Below are 15650 nucleotides of genomic sequence, written 5' to 3'. Positions count from 1 at the left end.
GTCGTAAGGTTCTCGGCATGAGGATCTGGGTTCCTTCCGACGCGGTGGCCGATGTCCTGTCCGACCTCCCCGGCGTGGAGTGCGCGGTGTACGACGGCTCCGGGCCCCTGCCCGAGGGCGTCGAGGAGGTCGAGGTCTGGATCCCGCCGCTCGTCACGGTGCCCGACGTGCCGGGCATCCTGTCCCGGATGACCTCTCTGCGCCTGCTGCAGACGGTGACGGCCGGGGTCGAGCCGTACCGGCCGTACGTGCCGGAGGGCGCGGTGCTGTGCAACGCGCGCGGCGTGCACGACGCGGGCACCGCCGAGTGGGCGGTCGGCGCGATGATCGCGGTGCTGCGGGAGTTCCCCGGGTTCGTGGACGCGCAGCGGCGCGGCGAGTGGACCTACCACCACACCGGCGTGCTGGCCGACGCCACCGTGCTGATCGTCGGCTACGGCTCCATCGGCGCGGCGCTGGAGCGGCGGCTCGACGGCTTCGAGGTCGACGTCGTCCGCGTGGCGCGCACCGCCCGCGACGGCGAGCACGGCCGGGTCCACGGCATGGACGAGCTGCCCGCGCTGCTGCCCGAGGCCGACGTCGTCGTCCTGCTCGTGCCCGCCACGCCTGACACGGCCGGCATGGTGGACCCGGCGTTCCTGGCCCGGATGAAGGACGGCGCCCTGCTGGTCAACGCCGCCCGAGGCGGGGTCGTCGACACCGACGCGCTGGTCGCCGAGCTGAAGACCGGGCGGCTGCGCGCCGCCCTCGACGTGACCGCGCCGGAGCCGCTGCCCGCCGGGCACCCGCTGTGGGGCGCCCCCGGCGTGCTGATCACGCCGCACGTCGCCGGCAGCACCCCCGCCTCCGGCCGCCGGCTGCTGCGCCTGGTCCGCTCCCAGCTGCTTCGCCACCTCGCGGGAGAGCCGCTCAACAACGTGATAACGGACGCGTACTGACCCCCTGAGCGGGCAGGAACCGGCCGGCGGCGGCGACGCGTACTGAGAGGATTCCGGAAAGTGGCTGCACCGTGACCTTCGGTGCGTACGGTTGCTTCTACCAACGATTCCTGACTCACTGTCAAGTAAGTTCTCGGAGCAGATTGGTCCGCGCGGTTATCAGATCGGTGACGACATAGGCGTTGTCACCACCCGGGCCCGCGCGACCGCACACACTGGCGATGTGGCCGACGGCCTTCGGCGGTCACTGAGCGAGTTCGAGACGGGATGGGCGACGACTGTGATCCGCTGGCGTGATCCACGTACACCGCTGACCGCCGCCGCGGCGACCGGTGTGGCTGGGTTCGCGGGTGCGCTCCTCGCGGGCGGTCAGGCCTCGGTCACCGGCGCGGTCGCCGGCGTCCTCGCGGCGTTGCTCGCCGCGGCCTGCCTGCTGACCACCTCCGCGCGGCTGGGCGACCACCGCCCGGCGGCGACGGGCACCCGCTGGATGGGCGGCGGCGCCGTCGTCTGGGCCGGCGGCGTGGCCCTGCGGCCGGTCGCCGAGAACACCGGCCTCATGGTGAGCTTCGCCGATCTGCTCGTCCTGCTGGGCACCGTACTGCTGGCCGGCGGCGCGCTCATCGCGAGCGGCCGCTCCCTGTCGGGGACCGCCGTGTTACGGCTCGTCACCGACTCCTACCTGTGCGCGGTCTCGCTGTTCCTGATCGGCTGGGTGGTGGCGCTGCGCCGGGTGTATGAGCAGGCCGACCCCGCGACGTTCACCTTCACCATGCTCCCGCCGATGCTGGCGCTGCTCGTGACCTGCGCGGCGGTCCCGTCGGCCCTCCGGGGGCGCGCGGCGCCGCAGGCCGCGGCCGGGGTGGGGGTGCTGGCCACCACCACGGTCGCCGGGGTCGCCGAAGCCGTCGCCCGGCTGACCGACGCCGTGCCGCCCGTGTGGAGCGTCATGCTCGCGCCGATGGCGCTCCTGCTGCTGGCCGCCGTGCCGTGGACCGCGCGCGAGCCCGGCCCGCCGCCCGGTGGGACGTCCGTCGGCAACCTGATCGCGCTCGTGCCGCTCGTGCTCGTCGGCGTGGCCACCTGCACGATGCTCGTCCACCTGGCGGGCGTGCACGAGCTCCGGCCGGTGAGCGGCGTCGTGCTGCTCGCGGGCTCGGCGGTCCTGCTGCTGCTGTGCCGGGTGTTCGTCCTGTCGGGCGCCAACGCCCGGCTGCGCCGCCTGGTCGCGCTCGGCGACCGGCAGCTGCGCGAGCTGGCCGAGAGCACCGGCGACGTGGTCCTGGTCTGCGACTACGAGGGCATCGTGCGCGAGATCGGCCCCGGCGTCGAGGTCACCTACGGCTACCGCCCCGACGAGCTGGTGGGCGGCACGATCTTCGAGTACATCCATCCCGAGGACGTCCCCGGCATCCAGGCGGCGTTGCGCGCGATGGGGTTCGACGACGACGGCGGGAGCCCCGGCGCCTGCATGATCGCCTGCCGGGTGCGGGGCGCCGACGGCACCTGGCGGCCCACCGAGTCGGTCGCCACCCGCCACGTGGGCGGCGAGGACCTGCTGCTGGTCACCACCCGCGACGTGAGCGACGAGGAGGCCCTGCGCAACCAGGTCGCCCACCTGACCTTCCACGACGGCGTCACCGGCCTGCCCAACCGCGCCTACTTCGAGGAGCGCACCCGCGAGGTGCTCTCCGGCCGGGCCGGCCACGTCGCGGTCATCTTCCTCGACCTCGACGGTTTTACCTCGGTCAACGACTCCGTGGGCCACGCCAGCGGCGACTACCTGCTCGGGCAGGCCGCCCGCCGGCTGCGCGGCGCCGTGCGCGCCGACGACACGCTCGCCCGGTGGGGCGGCGACGAGTTCGCGGTGCTCGTGGAGACCGGGGGAGAGGCGCAGATCGCCGTCGACATGGCCGAGCGGCTGCTGCGGGCGGTCTCGCAGGAGCCGTTCCGGGTGGCCGACCGTGACGTGGCGCTGACCGCCAGCGTGGGCGTCGCCTTCGCCGAGGACGAGATGCCGGCGGGTGACCTCATCCGCAACGCCGACGTGGCCATGGCCCGGGCCAAGGAGCTGGGCGGGCGGCGGGTCGAGGTGTTCGCCGCGCAGATGCACGCCGACGTGGTGCGCCGGCTGGAGCTGGCCGCCGACCTGCAGCGGGCACTGATGGAGCAGCAGTTCGCCATCGAGTACCAGCCGGTCGTGGACCTGGCCACCTCCCGGGTGACCGCCGTCGAGGCGCTGGTGCGCTGGTGGCGCGGCTCGGTGTTCGTGCCGCCGGAGCAGTTCCTCGGCCCGGCCGAGGACACCGGGCTGATCGTGCCGCTGAGCGAGTGGATCCTGCGCGAGGCGTGCCGCGAGGTGGCCGCCTGGCGGGCCTCCTCCTGGGACATCGGCCTGTCGGTCAACCTGTCGGCCCGGCAGATCACCGCGCCGCGCTTCGTCGAGACCGTCGAGGAGGCGCTGAACGAGAGCGGGCTGCCCGCCTCGGCGCTCACCCTCGAGGTGATCGAGGAGATGCTCGTCGAGGACGCCGAGGAGACCATCCGGCGCCTGTCGGAGCTGCGCGCCCTCGGTGTGCGGCTGGCGATCGACGACTTCGGCACCGGCTACGCCTCGCTGGCGTTCCTGCGGCAGCTCCCGGTCGACATGATCAAGATAGACCCGTCGTTCGTGTCCGGGCTGGGCCGCGACGACACCCTCACCCTGCTCACCCGGACCATCGTCCGGCTCGGCCACGATCTCGGCCTCATCGTGGTGGCCGAGGGGATCGAGCGGCCGGAGCAGCTCGAACTGCTCCGCGAGATGGGGTGCACCCGGGGTCAGGGCTTCCTCGTGGCCAGGCCGATGGCTGCCCGCGGAGTGGACTCGCTGATGAGGACGAGTCTCACTGTGTGAGACACGCGTCCCATCAAGTTGACACCCACCCGCGCCGAGGGACTATGGTGAGGCCATGCTTCGCATGCAGATCCTCGTAGTACTTCGCCGGCGCGCAGGCCGATAGCGAAGCACGACGACCTGCGCGCCGCCCCTTGGTCCCGCCTCATTCGGTGGGGCAGGGGCATTTTTTATGTCCTCACGAGACAGCCACGCAAGGAAACGAGCCGATGACCGAACGGATGACAGGTGCACAGGCCCTCGTCAGGGCTCTGGAGCACGTCGGAGTCGACACCGTGTTCGGGATCCCGGGCGGCGCCATCCTCCCGGCCTACGATCCCCTCTACGACTCGACCAAGGTCCGGCACGTGCTCGTACGGCACGAGCAGGGCGCCGGCCACGCGGCCGAGGGCTACGCCCAGGCGACCGGCCGGGTCGGCGTCTGCATGGCGACCAGCGGCCCCGGCGCCACCAACCTGGTGACGCCGCTGGCCGACGCCTACATGGACTCCGTGCCGATCGTGGCGATCACGGGACAGGTGGCCAGCAAGGCGATCGGCACCGACGCCTTCCAGGAGGCCGACATCTCCGGCATCACGATGCCGATCACCAAGCACAACTTCCTGGTCACCGACCCGGCCGACATCGCCCGCACGATCATGGAGGCGTTCCACATCGCCTCCACCGGCCGCCCCGGCCCTGTTCTCGTGGACATCTCCAAGGACGCCCTCCAGGCCGAGACGACCTTCTCCTGGCCGCCGGTCATGCAGCTCCCCGGCTATCGCCCCGTCACCCGCCCCCACTCCAAGCAGATCCGCGAGGCCGCCAAGCTGATCGCCGAGGCGCGGCGCCCCGTCCTGTACGTCGGCGGCGGCGTCCACAAGGCGGGCGCGGCCCCCGAGCTGCGCCGGCTGGCCGAGCTGACCGAGATCCCCGTGGTCACGACGCTGATGGCGCGCGGCACCTTCCCCGACAGCCACCCGCAGCACCTCGGCATGCCCGGCATGCACGGCACCGTGGCCGCGGTCGGCGCGCTGCAGAAGTCCGACCTGATCATCGGGCTCGGCGTGCGCTTCGACGACCGGGTGACCGGTGATCTGGCGACGTTCGCGCCCTACGCGAAGGTGGTCCACGCCGACATCGACCCGGCCGAGATCTCCAAGAACCGCCACGCCGACGTGCCGATCGTGGGCGACTGCAAGGAGGTCCTCGGCGACCTCATCGCCGCCATCGAGGGCTCCGACCAGCGGGGCGACTACTCCGCCTGGTGGACGCTGCTCAACGGCTACAAGGAGACCTACCCGCTGGGCTACGACGACTACGACGACGGCTCGCTGGCCCCGCAGTACGTCATCGAGCGGCTGAGCGCGCTCGTCGGGCCCGACGCCTTCTACGTGGCGGGCGTCGGCCAGCACCAGATGTGGACCTCGCAGTTCGTCACGTACGAGAAGCCGGGGACGTTCATCAACTCGGGCGGCGCCGGCACCATGGGCTTCGCCGTCCCGGCGGCGATGGGCGCCAAGATGGGCCGGCCCGACGCCATGGTGTGGGCCATCGACGGCGACGGCTGCTTCCAGATGACCAACCAGGAGCTCGCCACCTGCGCCCTGGAGGGCGTGCCGATCAAGGTCGCGGTCATCAACAACGGCAACCTGGGCATGGTCCGCCAGTGGCAGACGCTGTTCTACGACAAGCGTTACTCCAACACCGACCTGCAGTCCGTGCGCCGCATCCCCGACTTCGTCAAGCTGGCGGAGGCCTATGGTTGTGTGGGACTGCGGTGCGAGCGTCCGGAGGACGTCGACGCCATCATCGAGAAGGCCATGGAGATCAACGACGTGCCCGTCGTGATCGACTTCGTCGTCCACGCGGACGCGATGGTGTGGCCGATGGTGGCGGCGGGCACCAGCAACGACGACATCAAGATCGCCCGTGACATGGCGCCGACGTGGGAGAACGAGGATGAGTAGGCACACGTTGTCCGTGCTTGTCGAGAACAAGCCCGGTGTGCTCGCCAGGGTGTCCGCGCTGTTCAGCCGGCGAGGTTTCAACATCGACTCGCTGGCGGTCGGGCAGACCGAGCACGACGACATCTCCCGCATGACCATCGTGGTCAACGTCGAGGAGCTGCCGCTGGAACAGGTCACCAAGCAGCTCAACAAGCTGGTGAACGTCCTCAAGATCGTCGAGCTCGACCCGGCGCAGTGCGTCCAGCGCGAACTGATGCTGATCAAGGTCAAGGCCGACGCCGAGAGCCGTTCGCACGTGCTGGAGCTCGTCCAGCTCTTCCGCGCCCGCTGCGTCGACGTGGCGGCCGACGCCGTGACCATCGAGGTCACCGGCACCTCCGACAAGCTCGACGCCTTCGTGAAGGTGCTCGAGCCGTTCGGGATCAAGGAGCTCGTCCAGTCGGGCATGGTGGCCATCGGCCGCGGCGCCCGTTCCATCACCGACCGGTCCCTCAGGGCACTGGACCGTACCGCCTGAAAGGTTTAATGCAAGTGACCGAGATCTTCTACGACGACCAGGCCGACCTGTCGATCATCCAGGGGCGTCACGTGGCCGTGCTGGGGTACGGCAGCCAGGGCCACGCCCACGCGCTCTCCCTGCGTGACTCCGGCGTCGACGTGCGCGTCGGTCTTCCCGAGGGCTCCAAGAGCCGCGAGAAGGCGGAGAACGACGGCCTGCGCGTTCTCACCCCGTCGGAGGCGGTCGAGGAGGCCAACCTCACGATGATCCTGGCGCCCGACCACATCCAGCGCCACCTGTACGCCGAGCACGTCGCGCCCAACCTCGTCGAGGGCGACGCGCTGTTCTTCGGCCACGGCCTCAACATCCGCTACGGCCTCATCGAGGCGCCCGAGGGCGTCGACGTCTGCATGGTGGCCCCGAAGGGCCCCGGCCACCTCGTGCGCCGCCAGTTCGAGGCCGGCCGCGGCGTCCCGTGTCTCGTCGCCGTCGAGAAGGACGCCTCCGGCAAGGCGCTCGACCTCGCCCTGTCGTACGCCAAGGGCATCGGCGGCACCCGCGCCGGCGCGCTCAAGACGACCTTCACCGAGGAGACCGAGACCGACCTGTTCGGCGAGCAGGCCGTGCTGTGCGGCGGCGTGTCCGAGCTGATCAAGGCGGGCTTCGAGACGCTGATCGAGGCCGGCTACCAGCCGGAGGTCGCCTACTTCGAGTGCCTGCACGAGATGAAGCTCATCGTCGACCTCATGTACGAGGGCGGCATCTCCAAGATGTACTGGTCGGTGTCCGACACCGCCGAGTACGGCGGCTACACCCGCGGCCCGCGCGTCATCACCGACGAGACCCGTCAGGAGATGCGCCGCATCCTCGGCGAGATCCAGGACGGCACGTTCGCCCGGCAGCTCGTCGAGGAGTTCGACGGCGGCCAGAAGGAGTTCCAGCGCCACCGCGAGGAGCTCGCGGGCAACCCGATCGAGAAGACGGGCGCCAAGCTGCGCCCGATGATGAGCTGGCTGAAGGCCTGACCCGTCGCTCGCCGGTGCGGGTCCCTCACGGGTCCCGCGCCGGTGACGCGTGAGTTCTCACGCGGGGGCGTCCATGGGGACGAACGACGCCTCGAACGAGTTGCGGGCGATCCGGTCGAGCTGCTCGTCCGTCATGCCCAGCTCGTCGCGCAGCGCCCGGTAGTTGTCCTCCACGTACCCGCCGAAATAGGCGGGGTCGTCGGAGTTGACCGTCACCATCAGCCCCTCGTCCAGCATCGCGGGCAGGATGTGGTCGCGCAGCGTGGGCACGACCCGCAGCCGCACGTTCGACAGCGGGCACACCGTCAGCGGGATCCGCTCCTCGCGCAGCCGCGCCACGAGCTCGGGGTCCTCCATCGAGCGGATGCCGTGGTCGACCCGCTCGACCTTGAGCACGTCCAGCGCCTCCCACACGTAGTCGGGACCGCCCTCCTCGCCGGCGTGGGCGACGCGCCGCAGCCCCTCGCCGGTCGCGATGTCGAACACGCGCCGGAACAGCGACGGCGGATGCCCCACCTCCGCCGAGTCCAGCCCCACGCCGATGAAGTGCTCGCGGAACGGCAGGGCCGCCCGCAGCACGGCCTCGGCCTCCTCGGCGCCCCGGTCGCGCAGGAAGCACAGGATGAGCGCGGAGGACACCGGGCTGTCGCCGAGGGCCGCGCTCAAGCCGGAGAAGACCGCCTCCAGCGGGACGCCGCGCGTCAGGTGCGCCTGCGGGTCGAAGAAGATCTCCGCGTGGCGCACGCCCTGCTCCTCCGCGCGGCGCAGGTAGGCGGCGGCGAGGTCGTGGAAGTCCTGCTCGGTGCGGAGCACGGCCATGTTGTCGTAGTAGATGTCGAGGAACGACTGGAGGTCGGCGAAGTCGTAGCGGGACCTGATCTCCTCGGTGTCGAAGGTGGGCAGGTCGACCCCGTTGCGCCGGGCGAGCTCGACGACGAGCTCGGGCTCCAGGGTGCCTTCGATGTGCAGGTGGAGTTCTGCTTTGGGCCGCATGGGACCGAGTAAACCGGACCGAAGGCCGTCGCGATATCGTGCGAACCTCCGAACTGCTGCCCCCTGACCTGGCACAACATCAAATTTGGGGAAATCGGGGGTGTTGCGTTGGAGCGCACGCTGGACGCCTTCCTGGAGACCTGCCGGTCGTGGCAGCGGGCCGCCGACGAGCTGTACGTGCACGTCAACACGTTGCGCTACCGCGTGCAGCCGGCCAGGTGACCTTGGACGGGTTCGAGGGCGCAGACCCGCCGGGCGTTGCCGGAGGCCGCGTTGCGGCGCTCTCGTCCGCCACATCCTGGAGATCCCCGAACTCGCGGGCGCGGAGCCCGACCCCCGGCCGCGCTGGACGCCATCTTCGACCTTCTCGCAGCGGCCGGCCCGAGTCGCCCGAAGAACTCCGATCAAGCCCTTGCCAGGGGGCTGGTCAACGACGCCGGAGCGATGTGACGAGCGCGGCGATGGCGTCGAGGATCCGGTCGAGGCCGTGCCGGAAGCGTTCCTCGGGTGCGAGGTGGGCGGTGCGTGAGTCCGTCACCGACCGGCTGAACAGCGGAAAGGCGCCGGATGCGACGACCTCGCGTACGTACGGCCCGATGTAGTCCCGCTTCCAGCGCTCGGGGTCCAGGCCGGTGCGGCGGGCCTCCTCCAGCCAGCCGATCTCGCGGCGGATCGCGCTGTGGACGTAGTCGTTGAGCATGTCGACCAGGCCGGCGATGTCGTCGATGTCGAGTCCGAGTCCGTCGAGCGCGCCGAGCGCGAACTCGTGCACCCGCAGCAGGCTGGGGCCGAGGGTCGGGCGGCTGGTGAGCAGCGTGATCAGCCAGGGATGACGCAGGCCGACGGCGCGGACCTGATCGGCCAGCAGCGCCAGGTCGGACCTCCAGTCGCCGGACGGGCTGCCGGGGAGTTCGATCTCGCTCATCGCCAGGTCGATCATCAGGTCGAACAGGTCGTCGCGGCGGGGTACGTAGCGGTAGAGGGACATGGCGCCGGTGCCCAGCTCGCACGCGATCCGCCGCATGGTCGCGGCTTCCACTCCCTCCGCGTCGGCGATCTGGACGGCGGCGCGGGTGATCTGCTCGCGGCTGTAGCCGGGGCGCCGTCCCGGTCCGGAGCGTTCCTGCCGCTCGGGCTGCAGCCAGATGCTGGTCGGTTGCTCGTCGGCCATCCGCATCCCTTCCCTCATTTGCGTACATGGTACCTGAATGGTTATGGTCCATTTCGAGTACGGAGTACGCGAATGGAGGACACGTTGGAACGATCTCTGCGTACAGGTGTGATCGGCGTGATGCTCGGCATGATCACCGCGCCGTTGGACGGCATGATGCTCGGGCCCGCACTGCCGGCGATCGTGCGGGACCTGGGCGGTCTGGAGTACTTCTCCTGGGTGGCGACGGCCTACCTGATCTGCATGGCCGCCTCGACGCCGATCTGGGGGAAACTCGGCGATCTCTATGGCCGCAAGGCGGTCTACATGGCCGCGATCGTGGTCTTCCTGCTCGGATCCGGGCTGTCGGGGATCGCGCAGGACATGATCCAGCTCGTCGGCTTCCGGATGGTGCAGGGGTTGGGCGCGGGCGGTCTGATGACCGGTGCTCTGGCGCTGATCGGCGAGCTGGTGCCGCCCCGTCACAGCGGCAAGCTCATGGGGCTGTTCGGGACGATGATGCCGATCGCCTTCATCGCCGGACCGGTGCTCGGCGGTCTGTTCGCCGAGCATCTGAGCTGGCGGCGGGCGTTCTACGTCAACCTGCCCATCGGCGCGGTCGCCCTGCTGCTCATCGGCGCCGCCGTACGGCTGGAGCGGCGCCGGATCAGAGCGCGGATCGACTACCTGGGCGCGCTGCTGCTGACGGTGGCGCTGGTGGCGCTGAGCCTGGTCGCCAGCTGGGCCGGCACCCGGTACGCGTGGACTTCGGCTCCGATCCTCGGGCTGACCCTGGCCGGGCTAACGGCGCTGGCCGCCCTGCTCTTCGTGGAACGGCGCGCGGCCGAACCGATCGTCCCGCTACGGCTGTTCGCCGACCGCAACTTCACCCTCGCCCAGGTCATCCGCTTCCTGGGCGGCGTCGGCATGGTGGTCGCGGCCACCTTCCTGCCCCAGTACATGCAGCTGGTGCAGAACGCCTCGCCGATCGCCAGCGGCATGCTGATCCTGCCCTCGATGCTGGGCATGGTCGCCGTGCTGATCGGCAGCGGCCGGCTCATCAGCCGCACCGGCCGCTACCGCATCTACCCGATCCTCGGCGGCGCCACCGTGGCCGCCGGCATGCTCGTGCTGCTGTTCCTGCGGCCCGGCACCAACCTGGCCCTCGCCTCCGGTCTCACACTGATCGGCGGCATCGGCGTGGGCCTGCTCATGCAGTCCACCACGATCATCACGATCAACAGCGCCGAGCCGCGGGACATGGGGGCCGCGAGCGGCTCGGTCACCCTCTGGCACACCATGGGCGCCTCGCTGGGCGTGGCCGCCCTGGGCGCCTTGTACACCGCCCGGCTGCAGGGCACGCTCGTCGACCGCCTCGGCGCGGAGACCGGCACCCGGATCGCCTCCGGCCAGCTCACTCCCCGCGCGCTCGCGCAACTCCCGGCATCCGCCCGGGAGGCCGTTCACCTCGCCGTCTCCGGCGGCATCCACGCCATGGCCCTCGGCGCGGCCGCGCTGGGAGGGCTCGCCTTCATGCTGGCCTGGTTCGTCCGCGAGGTCCCGTTGCGCGACCGGGGCCCGTCGGCCGAACCGGCCGGCGCGGCCGCGTGAGGGGGCGACGCATGCCGCACAACGTGAAGGCCCAGATCGTGGTGGACGTCATCTGCTCACACTCCTACCTGGGCTACACCCGCTTCGCCCGCGCCGCCGACCGGCTCAGGAGCGAGGGAAGAACAAGGCCGAGCCCATGGCGGAACGCCTCTTCCGCGCCCACTTCACCGACGGACTGCACATCGGCGACCCCACCACCCTCACCCGGTTGGCCGCCGAGGTCGGCGTCGCCACCGGCGGCGTACCTCCCGCCGTCGTGCGCGCCCGGCTCGACCGGGTGCGCCGCCTCGGCATCACCGGCGTGCCGGTCTTCCTCATCGAGGACCTGCCCCCGCTGACCGGATGCGTCTGGGAGTGCTTCGACAGCTCCGGGCAGCCGAAGGACCCCGTCGGCCCGGCCACCGCCGCCAAGGCCCTCCTGGATCAGGTGACGTGGTGGGCGCGGGTCCTGCGCGACGCCAAGGCCACCACCCCCTACACCGCATAGAACTCCCCGCATAGAACTCCCCGCATAGAACTCCCCGCATGGAACGGAAAGGCTGATCATGATGAGACTGACCGGAAAGACGGCGTTGGTGACCGGCGCCAGCCGGGGCATCGGCCGTGCGATCGCCGCCCGGCTGGCCCGTGAAGGCGCCCGGGTCGCCGTGCACTACGGCGGCAACCACGTCGCCGCCAAGGACACCGTCGCCGCCGTCGAAGCGGCCGGCGGGCAGGCCTTCGCCATCCAGGCCGAGCTCGGCGCGCCGGGCGACGCCGAAACCCTGTGGGCCGGCTTCGACGCCCACGCCGACGGGCTGGACATCCTCGTCAACAACGCGGGCATCCTCGGCGGTCAGGCCGAGATCGACGGCGTCACCCGGGAGGGCTTCGAGCACCTGTTCGCGGTCAACACCACCGCCCCCTTCTTCATCACCCAGCTCGCGCTGCCACGGTTGCGCGACGGCGGCCGGATCATCACCGTGGGCACCATGCTGACCCGGGGAGCGGCCATGCCCAGGGCGATCGACTACGCCATGTCCAAGGCCGCGCTCGACGTCCTCACCACCGCCCTGGCCAAGCAGCTCGGGCCACGCGGCATCACGGTCAACGTCGTGGCCCCCGGCGTCATCGACACCGACATGCACCAAGGACGCCTGGTCGGCGAGGCCCTGGCCTGGCTGTCGTCCCAGACGCCCCTCGGCAGGCTGGGCACGCCCGAGGACGTGGCCGACACCGTCGCCTTCCTGGCCTCCGACGACAGCCGCTACATCACCGGACACCGGCTCGACGTCTCAGGCGGGACGACCATGTAGCCGGAGCCCCGGCGTCACCGGCGGTGGGCCGCGGGGCGGCGGACCGGGCACGGGTGCGTGGTGTGGCGGTTCGGGCAGCAGATCATCGCGATGCCGGCGAACCGCCCGCCCGTCAGCCACTCGCCCCACACCACGTCCACACCGCGCGGCAGCGCGTCGGCCGCCCCGTCGAGCCGCGCCCGCAGTCCCACCCGGTCCGGCCGCGGGAAGGACCTCTCGACCCTGCGGTACTGGTCCGACAGCCACTCCAGCGCGGGGCCGGGCTCGTCGAAGGTCGCGGCGACGCGGGAGGCGGGCCGGGCCAGCCAGTCGCCGGTCAGCATGGGCGGGACGTCCGACGCGGCGAACTCCGGCGAACCGGGCCGCCGGACCTCCTCCCGCTCGCGCTCCTCGCCGTCACCGACCCAGACGTAGGCATGCCAGTGCACCGGCCACCCCCAACGGTCATGGCTCCCATCAGGGATCCTTCCCGCCGCGGCCGCTCATGTCCCACCCGTCCGAGGGGGTGGCCGGACGATCAGTCGCTCACCAGGTCACCGGCAGCGCGTTCACGCCGTACACGATGCTGAAGGCCCGGAAGTCCACCTGCTCGTCCGGGTGGGCGAGGGCGAGGCGGGGGAAGCGGCGCAGCAGGGCGGGGAAGGCGATGCGCATCTCCATCCGCGCCAGCGGCGCCCCGAGGCAGTGGTGCACGCCGTGGCCGAAGGCGACATGGCCGGCGGCTCCCCGGGTGATGTCGAGGGTGTCGGGGTCGTCGATGAAGGCGCGGTCGCGGTTGGCGGCGGGAAGCGAGAGCATCACGAAGGAGCCCGCGGGGATGGCATGCCCGGCGATCTCCACGTCCGTCGTGGTCGTGCGCGGCGCCAGCGCGTGCACGATGGACAGCCAGCGCAGCAGCTCCTCGACGGCGGGCTCGACCTGCGCCGGATCGTCGCGGATCATGGCCAGCTGGCCGGGATGCCTCAGCAGGGCCAGGGTGCCCAGGCCGAGCATGTTGGAGGTCGTCTCGTGCCCGGCCAGCAGCAGCAGCCTCGCGACGCCGACGAGCTCGTCGGTGCTGAGGTCGTCGCCGTGCTCGCGCACCAGCATGCCGAGCAGGTCCTCGCCCGGGTCGGCCTGGGCGCGGGCCACCAGGCCGGCCATGTAGGCGCGGTCCTCCCGCCCCGCGGCGGCCCGCTGCTCCACCGTCAACGACATGTCCAGCAGTCGGGCGGAACGCTCCTGGAACTCGGCACGGTCGGCGTACGGCACGCCCAGCAGCTCGCAGATCACCAGCGACGGCACCGGCATCGCGAAGTGCGCCATCAGATCGGCCGGCCGGCCCGCCCGCTCCAGGTCGTCCAGGGCCGCCTCGACGATCTCCACGATGCGCGGTTCCAGCCTGCGCATCCGGCGGACCGTGAACTCCGGCGTGAGCATCCGGCGCAATCGTGTGTGCTCCGGCGGGTCGAACCCGATCAGATTCCCGGCCCGCATCTTCGCCCGTTCCTCCTCGTCCATGGCACCGGACCCCGGGAACGGTGTCGAGGCACTGCTGAAACGGCCAGGATCCGAGAGCACCTGGCGGACATCCTCGTGGCGGCAGACCAGGTACGCGGGCGGGCCGAACGGGGTCATCACCCGCACCACGCCCTCGCCGTCCCGTGCCCGGGCCAGCTCCTCGGCCGGGTCCAACCCGTTCCGCCGCATCTGCAGCGGCAACTCCTGCGCTTGGGTCATCTTCTGTCCATCCGTCCTGTGATCGTGTGAGACCTTCTCCGCGTCACCAGTCATCCGCGTCACCCGTCAAGGGAAACGCGACTGTCTATCGCTCGGGCACCGGCTGCCGTTCCTGTCGCGGCTGCCCATACCCGTTCGACAAGACAGCTCGGTGAACTGTGAGGCCGGCCGTCGCCTCACATTCCGCGGCGTCGCGCTGTCGTTCGTGACGAAGGCCGGCCCCGTCGGGTCGCACCTCGTGAGAAGGGAAGACCTCTCCATGTCCACGTCCGAACACCACACCCCCCACAAGGTCGTCGTCGTCGGCGGCGGTTACGCAGGAACACTCGCGGCCAACCATCTGCGGATGCGCGACGACGTCGACATCACTCTGGTCAATCCCCGCCCGGAGTTCGTCGAACGGGTCCGGTTGCACCAGTTCGTGGCCGGCACCCGCGACGCCACGGTGGACTACGGCACGCTGCTGGGCGAGGGCATCCACCTGGTCGTCGACAGCGCCACGCGCATCGACACCGCCACCCGCACCGTGCGGCTGGCATCGGGCCGCGCCCTCGACTACGACTACGTCATCTACGCGGTCGGCAGCACCGCGGCGACACCGTCATCGGTGCCCGGGGCGGCCGAATTCGCGTTCGACATCGCTGAACTCGAGCCCGCGCGGCGGCTGCGCGCCCGGCTGGAGGGGTTGCCCCTCGACGCTCCGGTCACCGTGGTGGGCGGTGGATTGACCGGCATCGAGACGGCCGCCGAACTGGCCGAACGGGGACGCGCGGTCACACTGGCGTGTGGCGGGGCCCTCGCTCCGTCCTTCGGCGCACCCGCTCGCCGAGCCGTGTCCACGTGGCTGTCCCGGCACGGTGCCGCCGTGCTCGAGGCCGCCGTGGTGAGCGAGGTCCGGCCGGACGCGGTCGTCTTCGCCGACGGTTCGGTGCGCGCGAGCGCGCTGACCATCTGGGCGGCCGGTTTCGGCGTGCCGGAGCTGGCCGCCGCGAGCGGACTGCGGACCGACGCGCTCGGCCGGCTGCTCACCGACGAGACGCTGACCAGCGTCGACGACGACCGCGTCGTCGCCGCCGGGGACGCCGCAGCACCGTCGGGCCGGCCGCTGCGGATGAGCTGCTACGCCGCCGGGCCGCTCGGGGCGCAGGCCGCCGACACCGTGCTGAGCCGCGTCGCGGGGACCGAACCGGCCGTGATCAGCCTGGGTTTCTCGGGGGCGTGCGTCAGTCTCGGCCGGCGCGTCGGCGTACGACAGCTCGCCCGCAAGGACGACACCGCCGTGAACCTGTACGTCGGCGGCCGCATGGGCGCGGCGATCAAGGAGTTCACCTGCAGGTTCGCCGTGACGAGGATCCGCCGCGAGGCCGGCAGACCGGGCTCCGCCATCTGGGTCAAGGGCGGCCCGCGTCCCGGGCAGCCGGCGTCCACCGCGCGGGGCGTCACATCGCCGTGACCACCGGCGAGCGTGCGGAGCGGTTCACCCGATAGGAGCCGGCGAGGGAGGAAGGGGCGGGCCCGGCCGCGGGGGGGGGGGGGGGGGGGTCGCGGGCGGGCCCGCCGGGGGGGGGGCGCCCG

Annotated in this window: 14 protein-coding genes; 10 read left to right on the top strand and 4 right to left on the bottom strand. The window is 71.4% G+C overall.

The window, feature by feature from the left end:
• The first annotated feature begins 17 nt into the window (after positions 1-17).
• The 5 genes from AB0H81_RS23310 (at position 18) to ilvC (ending at position 7307) form a co-directional block, all read left to right on the top strand.
• Positions 18-938, top strand: coding sequence for a 2-hydroxyacid dehydrogenase (locus tag AB0H81_RS23310; RefSeq protein WP_358378116.1), 921 nt, complete (start codon positions 18-20; stop codon positions 936-938).
• Positions 939-1161: 223 nt separating this feature from the next.
• Entirely contained in the window at positions 1162-3834 is a 2673-nt protein-coding gene (locus tag AB0H81_RS23305) for a sensor domain-containing phosphodiesterase (protein ID WP_358378113.1), read from the top strand.
• 209 nt (positions 3835-4043) lie between these two features.
• Complete coding sequence (locus tag AB0H81_RS23300) at positions 4044-5783, top strand: acetolactate synthase large subunit (RefSeq protein ID WP_358378110.1); 1740 nt, start codon at positions 4044-4046, stop codon at positions 5781-5783.
• Positions 5776-6300, top strand: coding sequence for an acetolactate synthase small subunit (ilvN, locus tag AB0H81_RS23295; RefSeq protein ID WP_358378107.1), 525 nt, complete (start codon positions 5776-5778; stop codon positions 6298-6300). The genes AB0H81_RS23300 and ilvN overlap by 8 nt, the downstream gene beginning before the upstream one ends.
• A gap of 23 nt (positions 6301-6323) precedes the next feature.
• Entirely contained in the window at positions 6324-7307 is a 984-nt protein-coding gene (ilvC, locus tag AB0H81_RS23290; RefSeq protein ID WP_358378169.1) for a ketol-acid reductoisomerase, read from the top strand.
• Positions 7308-7364: 57 nt separating this feature from the next.
• Here ilvC and AB0H81_RS23285 read toward each other — a convergent pair whose 3' ends face one another.
• Positions 7365-8300, bottom strand: coding sequence for an adenosine deaminase (locus AB0H81_RS23285; RefSeq protein ID WP_358378104.1), 936 nt, complete (start codon positions 8298-8300; stop codon positions 7365-7367).
• 108 nt (positions 8301-8408) lie between these two features.
• Between AB0H81_RS23285 and AB0H81_RS23280 the strand changes: the two genes are divergently transcribed.
• Entirely contained in the window at positions 8409-8522 is a 114-nt protein-coding gene (locus AB0H81_RS23280; RefSeq protein ID WP_358378101.1) for a helix-turn-helix domain-containing protein, read from the top strand.
• Between the two features lie 205 nt (positions 8523-8727).
• Here AB0H81_RS23280 and AB0H81_RS23275 read toward each other — a convergent pair whose 3' ends face one another.
• The gene (locus AB0H81_RS23275) at positions 8728-9489 is read right to left on the bottom strand and encodes a TetR/AcrR family transcriptional regulator (protein ID WP_358378098.1); all 762 of its coding nucleotides are present in this window, start codon (positions 9487-9489) and stop codon (positions 8728-8730) included.
• A 66-nt stretch (positions 9490-9555) separates the two neighbouring features.
• Here AB0H81_RS23275 and AB0H81_RS23270 point away from each other — a divergent pair, with 66 nt between their 5' ends.
• The 3 genes from AB0H81_RS23270 (at position 9556) to AB0H81_RS23260 (ending at position 12356) form a co-directional block, all read left to right on the top strand.
• Positions 9556-11061 (top strand): MDR family MFS transporter, encoded by a 1506-nt coding sequence (locus AB0H81_RS23270; protein ID WP_358378095.1) that lies wholly within the window; start codon positions 9556-9558, stop codon positions 11059-11061.
• A 136-nt stretch (positions 11062-11197) separates the two neighbouring features.
• On the top strand, positions 11198-11548 hold the full coding sequence (locus AB0H81_RS23265; RefSeq protein WP_358378092.1) for a hypothetical protein: 351 nt from the start codon (positions 11198-11200) through the stop codon (positions 11546-11548).
• A 58-nt stretch (positions 11549-11606) separates the two neighbouring features.
• The gene (locus AB0H81_RS23260) at positions 11607-12356 is read left to right on the top strand and encodes an SDR family oxidoreductase (RefSeq protein WP_358378089.1); all 750 of its coding nucleotides are present in this window, start codon (positions 11607-11609) and stop codon (positions 12354-12356) included.
• 14 nt (positions 12357-12370) lie between these two features.
• Here AB0H81_RS23260 and AB0H81_RS23255 read toward each other — a convergent pair whose 3' ends face one another.
• A complete protein-coding gene (locus tag AB0H81_RS23255) occupies positions 12371-12784 on the bottom strand; it encodes a hypothetical protein (protein ID WP_358378086.1) in 414 nt (137 codons plus the stop codon).
• Between the two features lie 97 nt (positions 12785-12881).
• On the bottom strand, positions 12882-14075 hold the full coding sequence (locus AB0H81_RS23250; RefSeq protein WP_358378082.1) for a cytochrome P450: 1194 nt from the start codon (positions 14073-14075) through the stop codon (positions 12882-12884).
• A gap of 259 nt (positions 14076-14334) precedes the next feature.
• Between AB0H81_RS23250 and AB0H81_RS23245 the strand changes: the two genes are divergently transcribed.
• Positions 14335-15528: an FAD-dependent oxidoreductase gene (locus tag AB0H81_RS23245; RefSeq protein WP_358378079.1), complete on the top strand. Its 1194-nt coding sequence runs from the start codon at positions 14335-14337 to the stop codon at positions 15526-15528.
• Positions 15529-15650 lie beyond the last annotated feature (122 nt).

It is taken from the genome of Nonomuraea sp. NPDC050691 (genome assembly GCF_040654455.1).
Classification (GTDB): domain Bacteria; phylum Actinomycetota; class Actinomycetes; order Streptosporangiales; family Streptosporangiaceae; genus Nonomuraea.
The sequence above is the reverse complement of the archived record's forward strand: the minus strand, read 5'-3'. Positions and strand labels throughout refer to the sequence as shown.